This window comes from Pseudomonas sp. 2725 (genome assembly GCF_050434585.1).
Taxonomy (GTDB): Bacteria; Pseudomonadota; Gammaproteobacteria; order Pseudomonadales; family Pseudomonadaceae; genus Aquipseudomonas; species Aquipseudomonas jessenii.
Window position 1 is genome coordinate 728,608 of record NZ_JBNDIV010000003.1, and the last position, 12,660, is coordinate 741,267.

General features: G+C 61.1%; 9 protein-coding genes. 7 read left to right on the plus strand and 2 right to left on the minus strand.

Annotation, left to right across the window (positions count from 1 at the left end):
* The first annotated feature begins 26 nt into the window (after positions 1 to 26).
* The 7 genes from wecB (at position 27) to ABIE16_RS11145 (ending at position 10,780) form a co-directional block, all read left to right on the plus strand.
* The gene (wecB, locus tag ABIE16_RS11115) at positions 27 to 1,178 is read left to right on the plus strand and encodes a non-hydrolyzing UDP-N-acetylglucosamine 2-epimerase (RefSeq protein ID WP_057714588.1); all 1,152 of its coding nucleotides are present in this window, start codon (positions 27 to 29) and stop codon (positions 1,176 to 1,178) included.
* The gene (nrfB, locus tag ABIE16_RS11120) at positions 1,175 to 3,349 is read left to right on the plus strand and encodes a cyclic di-3',5'-guanylate-activated glycosyltransferase NrfB (RefSeq protein WP_429521132.1); all 2,175 of its coding nucleotides are present in this window, start codon (positions 1,175 to 1,177) and stop codon (positions 3,347 to 3,349) included. The genes wecB and nrfB overlap by 4 nt, the downstream gene beginning before the upstream one ends.
* The gene (locus ABIE16_RS11125; protein WP_429521133.1) at positions 3,346 to 6,510 is read left to right on the plus strand and encodes an NfrA family protein; all 3,165 of its coding nucleotides are present in this window, start codon (positions 3,346 to 3,348) and stop codon (positions 6,508 to 6,510) included. Before nrfB ends, ABIE16_RS11125 begins: the two co-directional genes overlap by 4 nt.
* The gene (locus ABIE16_RS11130) at positions 6,510 to 7,388 is read left to right on the plus strand and encodes a DUF4434 family protein (RefSeq protein WP_429521134.1); all 879 of its coding nucleotides are present in this window, start codon (positions 6,510 to 6,512) and stop codon (positions 7,386 to 7,388) included. The genes ABIE16_RS11125 and ABIE16_RS11130 overlap by 1 nt, the downstream gene beginning before the upstream one ends.
* On the plus strand, positions 7,372 to 8,448 hold the full coding sequence (locus ABIE16_RS11135) for a diguanylate cyclase domain-containing protein (RefSeq protein WP_429521135.1): 1,077 nt from the start codon (positions 7,372 to 7,374) through the stop codon (positions 8,446 to 8,448). The genes ABIE16_RS11130 and ABIE16_RS11135 overlap by 17 nt, the downstream gene beginning before the upstream one ends.
* A gap of 186 nt (positions 8,449 to 8,634) precedes the next feature.
* Positions 8,635 to 9,363 carry a hypothetical protein gene (locus ABIE16_RS11140; protein WP_429521136.1) on the plus strand — a complete coding sequence of 243 codons (729 nt, stop codon included), beginning with the start codon at positions 8,635 to 8,637 and terminating at the stop codon, positions 9,361 to 9,363.
* 193 nt (positions 9,364 to 9,556) lie between these two features.
* Entirely contained in the window at positions 9,557 to 10,780 is a 1,224-nt protein-coding gene (locus tag ABIE16_RS11145) for an NADH:flavin oxidoreductase/NADH oxidase family protein (protein WP_429521137.1), read from the plus strand.
* Between the two features lie 146 nt (positions 10,781 to 10,926).
* Here ABIE16_RS11145 and ABIE16_RS11150 read toward each other — a convergent pair whose 3' ends face one another.
* Complete coding sequence (locus ABIE16_RS11150) at positions 10,927 to 11,472, minus strand: vWA domain-containing protein (protein WP_407516950.1); 546 nt, start codon at positions 11,470 to 11,472, stop codon at positions 10,927 to 10,929.
* 119 nt (positions 11,473 to 11,591) lie between these two features.
* Positions 11,592 to 12,599 carry an ATP-binding protein gene (locus ABIE16_RS11155; protein WP_102671353.1) on the minus strand — a complete coding sequence of 336 codons (1,008 nt, stop codon included), beginning with the start codon at positions 12,597 to 12,599 and terminating at the stop codon, positions 11,592 to 11,594.
* Positions 12,600 to 12,660 lie beyond the last annotated feature (61 nt).

A 12,660-nucleotide genomic window follows, 5' to 3' on the forward strand; every position in this document is an offset into this window, starting at 1 on the left:
CGGCGTGCGCGGTCCCAGGAGGGTTGATGTCATTTAAAGTCATGATGGTTTTCGGTACGCGTCCGGAGGCCATCAAGATGGCCCCCCTGGCACGGGTCCTGCGCAATTGGCCAGGTATAACCCTGAACATCTGCTCCACGGGCCAGCACCGGGAAATGCTCAAGCAGGTCCTCGACTCGTTCGAGCTGACGGTCGATGAAGACTTGCAGGTGATGACCCAGGGCCAGACCCTCAACGGTCTCTCCGAACAATTGCTGGGGCATCTCGACAAAGCCTACGAGCGGGTGCATCCGGATATCGTGCTGGTACACGGCGACACCACCACCAGCTTCATTGCCGCCCTCGCCGCCTTCAATCGCCAGATACCCATCGGCCACGTCGAGGCAGGTTTGCGTACCGGTAACTTGCGTGCACCCTGGCCTGAGGAAGCCAACCGGCACCTGACCGGTGTCATCGCCGACCTGCATTTCGCGCCGACCACCATCAGCCAGGACAACCTGCTGCGCGAAGGTGTGTCCAAGGCCAACATCGAGGTCACCGGTAACACGGTGATCGATGCGCTGGTATGGATGCGCAAACACCAGCAGGAAATCCACTGGCACCCGGCCGCCGACTCGCCGCTGGCGGTGCTCGACGACAACAGGCGCATGGTGCTGATCACCGGGCATCGCCGGGAGAATTTCGGCGGCGGCTTTCGCAACATCTGCCTGGCTCTGGCCACCCTTGCCGAACGTTATCCCGATGCGCAATTCGTCTACCCGGTGCACCTCAATCCGCAGGTGCAAAAGGCGGTCTACAGCGTCCTCTCGGACAAACCCAATATCTATCTGGTGGCGCCGCAGGATTACCAGCATTTCGTCTGGCTGATGGACCGCGCCTATTTCATTCTCACCGATTCCGGTGGCATCCAGGAGGAAGCACCGGCCATTGGCAAGCCGCTTCTGGTGCTGCGCGATGTCACGGAGCGGCCATCGGCGCTCGAAGGCGGGACCGTGGTGCTGGTGGGCACCGACACCGACCGCATCGTCAGGGAATCGAGCCTGTTGTTCGATGATGAAGCCACCTTCCAGCGAATGAGCCGGGTCCATAGCCCGTATGGCGACGGACACGCCAGCGAACGCATCGCCAATCGCCTCGGCATCTGGCTCAAACACCGCACGGCGGGTAAAGCCGTATGAGCCTGGTGTTTGTCGACTTCTTTGCCTATGTGTTGTTCGGTCTCAAATACCTCGCGATTACCCTGGCCCTGCTGATGTTCATACTCGGCCTCGATGACCTGTTCATCGACCTGGTGTACTGGACCCGCAAGCTGATCCGGCGCTGGCGGATCTATGAAAAATTCGACCGAGCCGATGAGCAACGGCTGTATTCCATCGGCGAAAAACCCCTGGCGATCATGGTGCCGGCGTGGAACGAAGTCGGCGTGGTCGGTGAAATGGCGCGCCTGGCCGCCTCGACCATCGACTACGAGAACTATCAGATTTTCGTCGGCACCTACCCCAACGACGCCGAGACCCAGGCCGACGTCGATGCGGTGTGCCTGCATTATCCCAACGTGCACAAAGTGGTGTGCGCCCGTCCCGGTCCTACCAGCAAGGCTGACTGCCTGAACAACGTGATCGACGCCATCCTGCGCTTTGAAAACGATGCAAAGATCCAGTTCGCCGGCTTCATCCTGCACGATGCCGAGGACGTGATTTCACCCATGGAGTTGCGCCTGTTCAACTACCTGCTGCCGGCCAAGGACCTGATCCAGATTCCGGTCTATCCCTACGCGCCGGAATGGCATGGCTTCACTGCCGGGCACTACGTCGACGAGTTCGCCGAGAACCATGGCAAGGACGTCATCGTGCGTGAAGCACTGACCGGACAAGTGCCCAGCGCCGGGGTCGGCACCTGTTTCAGCCGTAAGGCCATCAGTGCCCTGCTCGAAGACGGTGACGGTATCGCCTTCGACGTGCAGAGCCTCACCGAAGACTACGACATCGGTTTCCGCCTCAAGCAAAAAGGCATGAAGTGCATCTTTGCCCGCTATTCGGTGACCGACCCGAAACTGGCACTGGAACAACCATGGGTGTTCGGCATGGACCTCGCCTTTTCCCAGGTGATCTGTGTGCGCGAGCACTTTCCCCGTGACTTGCAGTACGCGATCCGGCAGAAGTCGCGCTGGATCGTCGGCATCGTGTTCCAGGGCACCAAGAATCTGGGCTGGAGCAGCAAAGGCCTGCTCAATTATTTTCTGTGGCGCGACCGCCGTGGCCTGATTGCGTACCTGTTGAGCTTCCTGGTGAACATACTGCTGGTGGTGTTGCTGGCGATGTGGCTGGTCACCGTGATCGCGCCGAACGCCTGGCGGTTCCCGTCGATCCTCTCTGACAGCACGTTGTTGGCGGGCCTGCTGTGGCTCAATGGCTTCATGCTGCTCAACCGGCTATTCCAGCGCGGTTGGTTTGTCACCCGTTTTTACGGACTCGGCGAAGGACTGCTGTCGGCGCCCCGGATGGTGTGGAGCAATTTCGTGAATTTTTTCGCCAACGTTCGGGCGTTGCGCCAGGTGATGGAAATGGGCGATTCCCGTCGCGTCGCCTGGGACAAGACCACCCATGAGTTTCCAGCCCTGGCTGAAGCCCAGCGCACCCCGCTGGGCCATCGTCTGGTGGAAAAAGGCCTGCTGTCTGAAGATCAACTCGAAGCCGCGATCACCAACCCTGTACGCCGACGCCTGGGTCAGGAACTGCTGCTGCGCGGGCACATCGACACCACGCAACTGGTGCAGGCCCTGGCCGAACAACTGGACCTGGAATGGGCGCCACTCAATCCGTTCAAGCTCGACAAACGCCTGATCGACGCCGTGCCGCGCAAAATCGCTACACACTACGGCGTGTTGCCGGTCGCCGAGGAGAACGAAACCCTGGTGCTGGCCTCCGAAGGTCCGGTGAGCCAGGTGTCCCTGGGCGCCATCAGCCGTCAACTGAAACGCCCGGTGCGTTGCCGCCTTGCACCACAAGGCCGGGTGACGCTGGGGATCCGCTACTGGTACGCCAGCCCTCGTCAAAGCGAGGAAGTGCATCAGATGCTTGAGGTGCTTGAGCAAAATCAGGACGACGAAGACCTGATTGAGCGCGTCAGCCATCACCAAGTGTTGCTGGGCAATCTGTTGCAAGTACGCGGCATGGTGCCGCCAACCCTGTTCAATCAGGCGCTGATCGATTTCGATGCGGAAAAAATGTCTCTCGGTGAACACTTGATTGAACGCGGCATGATCACACAGGAAATCCTCGAGCAGGCCCTGGTCGATCAGACGAGCGAGCAGCACGCAGCGTACTGCATTGCCCGGGAGGCCGCATGAAGCCTGTCCATCGTCAGACCTTGATGGCCGGTAGCCTGTTGCTCTGCCTGAACACCACGGCGTGGGTGCAAGCCGAACCCTTGACCGATTTCGATCAGTTCCGCAGTTACCCCTATATGGACCGCAGTTACCGCGAAGCGAAAAACGGCAACTGGAAGGAAGTCGAACGGCTGATGCGCCACCTGCTGAGCAAAGTGCCGCAAAACGATGAAGCACGGGCGTTACTGGTGCAGTCGCTGGTCAAGCAGCAACGCTACGAAGATGCCCTGCAAGCGCTGCCGGATACCCCGTCCAACAGCGATAGCCTGCTCAACCTGCGCCTGGCCTGGATCGAACAGGATCCGCCGGACAGAAAACAGGTGGAGCAATGGATAGCCTCCAGCAATCTGGAGCATCGCGTGCGCCTGTGGCAGGCCTACAGCGCGAGCCTGGCCAAGCGCGGCGGCGCGGCCTCGGCCCATGACTGGCTGGCGCAACTGCCACCCAAGGGTGATGAGCAAGCGCTGCAACAGGCCCGGGCCAACTGGTCCGAGCAACTGCGCGATTGGGATGGCACCATCAAGGAACTGGCGCCACTGGCCGCTAACCAACAACTCGATGCCCAAAGCTGGCAACGCCTGGCCAACGCCTACGTGCAACGCCTCGACGAGCAATCCTTGCAGCAACTGCTGCAAACGGCGCCAAGCCCGGAAGCCGCGCGCAAGACCCGGCTGGCCATGGTCGACCGGGCGATTGCCATGGGCCAGGTCCAGCAGGCGCAGCGCTGGATGCAATCGCTGCCGCCTGCCGATCTTGCCGACCCGGCGCAACGCCAGCGTCTGTGGGAACTGGCGCGGCAAACCGGCGACAGCGCCACGGTACAACGCTTGAGTGGTGAGTTGCAGCGGCCATGCCTGGAGACCGCCGACTGGCTGTCGCGTCGTGATCCGCAAGCTGCGCTGAGCGAATTGAAAAGTTGCCAACCCGAAGAAAACCCGCAGGTCTGGCTGGTCCTCGCCCAGCGCCTGCAAGCCACCGACCTGCTGCAAACGACCCGTCTGCCGGAGCCTTGGGACACGCGACGCCGCGAACACCTGCTCGACGTCTGGCAGGATGAAGGCCGCAGCGACAAAGTCATGGCCTACCTCGCCAGCCAGCCGCAGACCGCCGATGTGGTCAAACGCCGCGCTGAACTGCTCCAGGCATCGGATCACGATACCGAAGCGGCGGCATTCTGGGAGCGGCATTACCAGCAGACCGGCAACCTCGATTCACTCAACCAGGCTACCTACCTGGCGCTGAATGCCGGCCATCGTGAACATGCGCAACGGTTGCTCGAGAGCGCCTTCGACCGCCACGGCGGCAAGCTGCCGACGCCCCTGCTGCAAAGGTTGGCGGGGTTGTATGCCGCGTCGACACCGACCGCGGCACAACAGCAACGCATTGTTTCGCTGCTCAAGCGCGTCGACCCCGCCACTCGCGGGCAACTGCTGGCGCAACTGGCGGAAAACGGCCAGTGCGGCGCGGTTCAACAGGCCATCGGTGATCTCCCGCAAGCTGCGGGCGACTACCGCGCCCTCGGCCGTTGTGCAATGCCCGAGCGCCCCGGCGAAGCAGTGGTGTATTACCAGACCGCCGAAAAAATGGGTGACCAGAACACTCGCCTGCCACTCGCCTACGCCCTGGAGGCGGCCGGAGACTCGGCCGGTGCCCTGGCCATCTGGCGCAGCATTCCAGATGCCGAACTCAGCGACAATGCCCGCCTCACCGCCAGCCGCGGCGCCCTGAATATCGGCGACACGCAAACAGCTGAACGCTACTGGCAACTAAGCCGCACCCGTGGTGCCAATGAGTGGACCTTGGGCGCGGCGATTGCCGATGCCCAGGGCGATCACACCCTCGCGCTGCAACGCCAGCGGTCCGCCCTGCAGCTGGTACCGGATGCCGAGCATTACTATGCGGCCTCGGTCACGGCGCAAAAGGCCGGCGACCTGCAACAAAGTACCGAATGGCTTGCCGAAGCGGCGCGCCGCGAACCGGACAATCCCCGTTATCGGGCCGACTACGGCGTGCGCCTGGCCGGTGCCGAGACCAAGGCAGCACGCGCCGGCTCCATCCCGTATCTGCAACGCGCCACCCAGGATTTCCCGGAAGACTATCGCCTCGGCGAAACCCTGGCCTGGCGTTATGACGAGGTCGAAGACAGCGCTTCGGCGCGCAAGGAACTGCGCCGGGTGATCGATCTGGAGCAGAACCCGGTGGCCGCCGATGACGAGGATGGCAGCATGGAAGCGCGCCGCTATCGCCAGCGTCGCGCCCACGAAAGCCTGTCCCGTCGCGACACAGTCACCATCGCCAGCACCTGGTCACCGGCCGGGATATCGACCAACGACATCCTGCGTCCCGACGACAGCATCGGCACACAGCGACGCTCCAGTTCACAGAACGTGCAACTGGCCATGTGGGACCATGCACTGGGCGATGAACCCAGCCGCGCCGGCAGCACGCTGTCGGTCTATGGCCGCGTGTTGCTTGGCGGCGTGGGCAGGTCGAGCTATGCCGAATCCCTGGGTACCGGCGTCGGCCTGCGCTACAAGCCCTGGGGCACCGCCAACATCAACTTCTATGGCGAGATCTACAAGCAAAGCCAGTTCGATGATCAGGACAACCATGGCCTGAGCCTCGGCCAGATGCTGGTCCCCGACAAGGTGTCCGATCAGGCCGAGGATCACCGCAATGATGGCCACACCACCACCGACTACCTGCTGCGGACAACCGCGTCGTTCCTTGATCAGGGTCGATTCCGCAACGATTGGCGGGTCGATGAAAGCGACTGGGAGGAGCGCTTCCTCTACCTCGACGCGGCGTGGTGGACCAAGGCCGGCGACCATCAATGGTTATCGCGCTTCCAGCAAGGGCACACCTGGAAACTTCCGTTCAACGGCGCACAAACGATCATGCCGTACGGCTTTCTCGAATTCGCTACCCAGGACCCGAGCAACGACTGGCGCCAGGATCTGCGCACCGGTCTGGGCCTGCGTTGGCAATGGTGGTTCGACGACGATGTCTACAACGCCTATCGCGCGCACTTGACGGTGCGCACCGAGTATCAACAAGCGTTGGGTGGCAATCTGTATGAAGGCGGCAACGGCGTGCTGGTGGGCGTGGAGTTGAATTTCTGATGGAGCGACTTCTTTTGGCTTTGTGCCTGTTGCTGGGCGCCGCGGCGACCCATGCCGACGAACGGATTTTCTATCAACCGCTCAATGTCGATGCCAACCTGAGCCAGGCGCAATGGCAGCGGATCTGGCAGGACAGCGCCCGCCAGGGCGTGCACACGGTGATCGTACAGTGGACGGCCTACGGCGATTCGGACTTCGGCGGTGCCGACGGCTGGCTTGCCCGCAGCCTGAAACAGGCCCAGGCCCAAGGCCTGAAACTGGTGCTGGGCCTGTACATGGACCCGGCCTATTACCAGCGTATCAATGAGCTTGACAGTGCCGGGCTGGCAACGTACTGGCAGACGCAACTGGGGCAGTCGCTGGCCCGGCAGCAGAAACTGCGCAAGGACTGGAAACTCCCCGTCAGCGGCTGGTATCTGCCCATGGAACTGGATGACCTGCACTTTCTGGCGCTGGATCGCCGACAAAGATTGCAACGCCAGCTCAAGGATTTTTCCGGCAAGCTCGACGCACCATTGCACATCAGCGTGTTCAACGTCGGCAAACTCGCGCCACAAGTGAATGGCCAATGGCTGGGGGAATTGGCGAACGCCGGAATCCAGGTGTGGTGGCAAGACGGTGCCGGCACCGGACGCTTGCCACCATTGATTCGCAATGGCTACGCCAATGCGCTGCCCTGCTCCATCGGCATTGTCAGGGAAGCCTTCCGGCAAGTCAGCGCTGCCGGACAACCCTTCCGTGCCGAACCGATGCCGCCACAAACCTCTTCACCGGGTTGCCACCCGACATCGGTTTTCTCCCTGCGCTACCGACCCTGGGGCAAGGTGATTCTCGACAACCAGCAGAAGGGCAAGGTCGGCGATGTACAAAACCATTGAAGACGAAGTGCTGAAAAAATCGGCGCCGGCTGAGCTTAAGGCCGAGTTCCTCCAACATGAATTCGATCGGCTGCACACATTTTGCGTACTGATCTACATCGCCAGCATTGTGGTCTGGGTTGCTTACGACCTGATCCTGAGTTTCATCGGCGGGCAGCCATTCACCTGGCGTTCGCTGGTGTTCTTCGGTGTCTTCACCATTCTCGTCATCATTCTGCTGTTTATCCGCGACGCCCGGCACTTCCAGAAACTCAACCTGCTGTTTGTGCTCACCATTGCCTTCGGCACGCGGCTGCTCATCGAAGGCCTGGGAAACGACCACCAACCGGCCTGGCTGTTGCTGGCGGCTTCGACCACCCTGTTCACAGCCTCGGTGTTGCCGCTGAGCCGCTGGTCATTCTTTGCCGCGCAGTTGGTGACCTGGTGGTTTCTCAATCCCTTCTACAACACCGGTATCGAACAGTTTGAACTGGGGGGCGTGATGGCCCTCAGTTACACGACATTTATCTGCGGCCTGACCCTCTACAGCTTCCTGACGCTGCACAAGGCCAAGCTCAACAACTTCATCATGTCCAGGCTGCTGCTGGACCAGGCCTACATCGACACCCTCACCGAAATCCCCAATCGCCGTTCGTTCATGACCCGCGCAAGCCTGCAGTTGAACAGCGTGCCCCGGGAAAACGACCACTACCTGGCGATGATCGACATCGACAACTTCAAGAAGGTCAACGACGTCTACGGCCACGACATTGGCGATGAGGTGCTCAAGCGCATCGCGCAGGACATCAAGTCGGTGACGGCCCACCACGAATATGCGCGATTGGGTGGCGAGGAGTTCGCGATTTACCTGGCCGGGGTTCGCCGCGAAGACGTCGAGACGCTGGCCGGCGACCTGTGTCGGGTGGTACGCGAGCAACCCACTCGACACCCGGTGACCATCAGTATCGGCCTGGCCCGGGTGCTCGACGGTGACACACTGAACCAGGCGCTGATCAAGGCCGATGCGGCCTTGTATGAGTCAAAACATACCGGGAAGGATCGCTACACATTTCATCAATAAAGCTATCTATCCCACCTACTGCAAAGCGCCTCCTCATCGCTAACCGAGCGATGTGTGCCATCGAAAAAAGATCTGTTTAAACCCGACCAATCTGCTTGCTACTGTCAAATATGACAGTAGACGCTTCTGAGCAGGCAAGGAAATACTGGCGCCGCATCTGACTATCGAAACCAAAGGGGATCGAACATGAATACGGCGAGAACTTTATTTGTTTGCGCGACGCTGGGGATGGGTTTAACGGGTTGCAATATTGATCCGGACGCGACTGTTTCCACGGTCAGCGAAGAGTGCAGCAGCTTGGTCAATGGAAAGTACATCGGCCAGAATGGCCCTGAAGTTTGCATTACGACACCGCTTTCAAAAAGTGCCACATCCATCTCGGGCACGATCGTTGGGACCACGGCTACAGGCCCGTTCATGGTAACGGCGAAAACCAGCGATGACGTCATTTTGAAGCAGGTATCCACGCTGTCTAACGGTAACTTCACGATGTCACAATTGAATCTGCAAAACCTGCCAGGCAAGGGCATTTCATTTTCGGTTGTGGTAACGGGTGTAAGTTCACCGCCCACCAAACTGGTAGTCGGCCAGGAGCCACCGTCAAAATGTTCACAAGGAGCTCCGGGCTATCCGTTATGTGGCACTTATCCCGGCGCGATCTTTTTTCCAATCAAAACCTCCGTTACCACCATTTTCTCTGTTTCACCTGGGGAATTTTATACTGGGGCTACCTTGCTCCCGTCTTTCATGGGTTTAAGTACAACCCGCTGGAGGCCAGACCGATACATCAGCTTCTTACGAAACGTTTCTGCTCCCATAAAGCCGGGAGAGGAGCAAACCGTTTTTGCGACTATCGATAACACTGAGTCTTTTGCCTACCCTGTCACTCAAACTGTTTTGCCCGCTCAACAGTAAAAATCCCCCTTCGGGCCGGGCCTGGAGGGTGTCGATCCAGCCCGGCAACTGCGCCTTGCCATGGGTCACCCGCGATGCGGTCAACCCGCTCAACTGCGCCAATTCACCGATCTTCATTGCGGGCCCATTTATCTGCTTGACATTAAAGTTAACTTTAAGGTTAGCCTCTGCTCATCACTACGAGGAGCCAAGCATGTCGCCCTTTCAAGCGTTGAATTTGCCCAACGGCCAGACCATCGGCAATCGCATTGCCAAAGCCGCGATGGAAGAGAACCTCGCCAATACTGATCAAGTACCCGACAAGGCCCTGCTTCGTCTGTATCAGGCCTGGGCCGAGGGCGGGGCCGGCTTGTTGCTGACCGGCAATGTAATGATCGACCGTCGCGCCATGACCGGTCCCGGCGGAGTAGCGCTGGAAGACGAGCGCCACCTGGAGCGCTTCCGCCAGTGGGCCAGCGCTGGTCGGGCCGGCGGTGCGCATTTCTGGGTGCAGCTCAACCATCCTGGCCGCCAGACCATGGCCAACCTTGGCCAGCAAGCTCTGGCGCCGTCGGCGGTTGCGCTGGATCTGGGCCCGTTCTCGAGGATGTTCGCCGAACCCAAACCCATGAACGCGGACGACATCCAGGAGGTGATCCGACGTTTCGCCACCAGCGCCGCACTGGCCGAGAAAGCCGGTTTTACCGGCGTGCAGATCCACGCCGCCCACGGCTACCTGATCAGCCAGTTCCTTTCGCCGCTGACCAATCGGCGCACCGATCAATGGGGCGGATCCCTGGAAAATCGTGCGCGACTGCTGTTGTCCGTCGTCGAGGCGGTTCGCCAAGCGGTGTCGCCGCAATTTTGTGTGTCGGTAAAACTCAACTCAGCAGATTTCCAGCGCGGTGGTTTCGATGCCGATGATGCGCGGCAAGTGATCCAGTGGCTCAACGAACAACCGATCGACCTGCTGGAACTCTCCGGTGGCAGTTACGAAGCACCTGCCATGCAAGGCGAGGCGCGCGACGGTCGAACCCTGGCGCGGGAGGCGTACTTTCTGGAAATGGCCGGCGAACTGGCCAGCGTGGCGCGGATGCCGGTGATGGTGACCGGCGGGATCCGGCGTCTGGCAATCGTCGAACAGGTCCTCGACAGCGGCCTTGCCATGGCCGGCATCGGCACCGCGCTCGCTGTGGAACCACACCTGGTCAAGCACTGGCGCGAAGGGCAGGACAGCCATCCGCAACTGCCGCCGATCCGCTGGAAACGCAAGCCCTTGGCGGCGCTGGCGAGCATGGCGGTGGTCAAATTCCAGCTGCATCGCTTGAGCCGTGGACGCAAAACCCGGCCTGAAGTCTCGGCGTTGTGGGCGTTGATTCTCGACCGGTTATACATTGGCAAGCGCACCCGGCAGTATCGGCAGGCGATGGGTAAGTAATCTGGAATTGATGTTGACTGACCCTCCGCTTTCGCGAGCAAGCTCGCTCCCACAGGGATCATTCGGTGTTCACAGACTTTGTGTTCACCCGGACCAATGTGGGAGCGAGCTTGCTCGCGATGAGGCCCGTGCAGACAAAGCAAACTTCAGCCAGGAAGCAGCTCGTCAATGTGCCGATACTCGGCCTGCAACTGCGTCGCCAACACCCTGCTGCGCCCGAGCCGGATCGGCCCGCGCTCGATGTCGATCAGCACCCCCGGGCACTCCAGCACGGGCAACAACGGCCAGTCCTTCAGCCGTCCATCGGTCACCAGCAACAACCGCTGCTGCTCTGCCGGAAAACGCTTTTTCCGTGCACCAAGCCATCGCCCCGCTTCGCCCAACGCGGCCAGTAACGGCGTGCCGCCCCCGGCGCCAAGGCCATCGAGCCAATGGCGCAACCCGGTCGAGGCCTTCAATCCCTGCACCTGCCACTTCGGTGTAGCACCGCTGGCTGTGAGCAGCGCCAGACGCGCACGCTGGCGATAGGCATCGTCGAACAACTGCGCCAGCAAGCCCTTGGCATCGCTCAATGCCTGATGACGGCGGGTCGATGCGGAGGCATCAACGATCACCAGCCACAGTTCGTGGGGCGAGCGAGTTCGCAGCTGAAACAACAGGTCGTCGCGCTGACGCGGTCGGCCATTGAGCAATGTGCCAGGCCAGTTGACCGAGCCGCTACGGGCCGTATGACGCTTACCCTGTTTGCCGTGGTCCAGCCGCCCGGCTCGGGGTCTGGCATTCGCCCCCGCATCGGAGCGTGGGCGAATGCCTAGGGCTTTTTTGGCCAGCTCGGCACTTCACGTCGAGCACCGACCGCCAGCGCCTGGGCAGGCAACTCGCCCCACTGGCCCTGCCCTTCGCTCGGGTTGGCGTGCTGAGGCGCCGATTGTTGCGTCGCCTGGGATGACTGAGGCGTCGGTGCGCAATGTTCGCGACGGCGATGGCGCAAGGCGAACTCGGCGACTGCGTCGATATCTTCCTCGGCGATGGCGTTCGCCCCGCGCCAGGCAGCGTGAGCCCGGGCAGCGCGCAGCCAGACCAGATCGGCGCGCAAACCATCGACGCCAGCGGCGAAGCAACGTTCGGTGATGTGTGCCAGCGCCTGGTCGTCGAGGGGAATGCTTGCCAGTGCATTGCGTGCGTTCTGGCAACGGTCACGCAGAGTCGCCTGTGCGGATTCCCATTCGGCGCAGAAACCTTGCGGGTCGGCGTCGAAATCCAGGCGACGACGGATGATCTGACCACGCTCGACCGGCGCGGTGTGACCACCGAGGGCGACGTTCAAACCGAAACGGTCAAGCAATTGCGGACGCAGTTCTCCCTCTTCCGGGTTCATGGTGCCAATCAGCACGAATTTTGCCGAATGCCTATGGGAAATGCCGTCACGCTCTACCAGATTGGTGCCGCTGGCGGCCACATCGAGCAGCAGGTCAACGAGATGATCGGACAACAGATTGACCTCGTCGACATAGAGCACGCCACCGTCAGCCTTGGCCAGTACGCCGGGGGAAAACTGTGCGCGACCTTCGCCCAGTGCCGCATCGAGATCGAGGGTGCCGACCAGCCGCTCCTCAGTGGCGCCCAGCGGCAAGGTGACGAACTGACCGCTGGCCAGCAGATCCGCCAGACCGCGGGCCAGCGTCGACTTGGCCATGCCCCGCGGGCCTTCGATCAGGACACCGCCGATTTTCGGGTCGATGGCGGTCAGGCACAGGGCCAGCTTCAAATCGTCGGCGCCGACCACGGCGCAGAGCGGGAAATGCGGGGTGTCGGTCATTGTTCTATCTCGGTCATGGTCGGTAATCGTCACAGCCACCCCAATCCCTGTGGGAGCGAGC

Excerpts from the sequence above, each read along its gene's own strand:
- ABIE16_RS11135 (WP_429521135.1), top strand. The coding sequence starts at position 7,372 with ATGTACAAAACCATTGAAGACGAAGTGCTGAAAAAATCGGCGCCGGCT.
- ABIE16_RS11145 (WP_429521137.1), top strand. The coding sequence starts at position 9,557 with ATGTCGCCCTTTCAAGCGTTGAATTTGCCCAACGGCCAGACCATCGGC.
- ABIE16_RS11130 (WP_429521134.1), top strand. The coding sequence starts at position 6,510 with ATGGAGCGACTTCTTTTGGCTTTGTGCCTGTTGCTGGGCGCCGCGGCG.
- ABIE16_RS11155 (WP_102671353.1), bottom strand. The coding sequence starts at position 12,599 with ATGACCGACACCCCGCATTTCCCGCTCTGCGCCGTGGTCGGCGCCGAC.
- nrfB (WP_429521132.1), top strand. The coding sequence starts at position 1,175 with ATGAGCCTGGTGTTTGTCGACTTCTTTGCCTATGTGTTGTTCGGTCTC.
- ABIE16_RS11125 (WP_429521133.1), top strand. The coding sequence starts at position 3,346 with ATGAAGCCTGTCCATCGTCAGACCTTGATGGCCGGTAGCCTGTTGCTC.
- wecB (WP_057714588.1), top strand. The coding sequence starts at position 27 with ATGTCATTTAAAGTCATGATGGTTTTCGGTACGCGTCCGGAGGCCATC.
- ABIE16_RS11140 (WP_429521136.1), top strand. The coding sequence starts at position 8,635 with ATGAATACGGCGAGAACTTTATTTGTTTGCGCGACGCTGGGGATGGGT.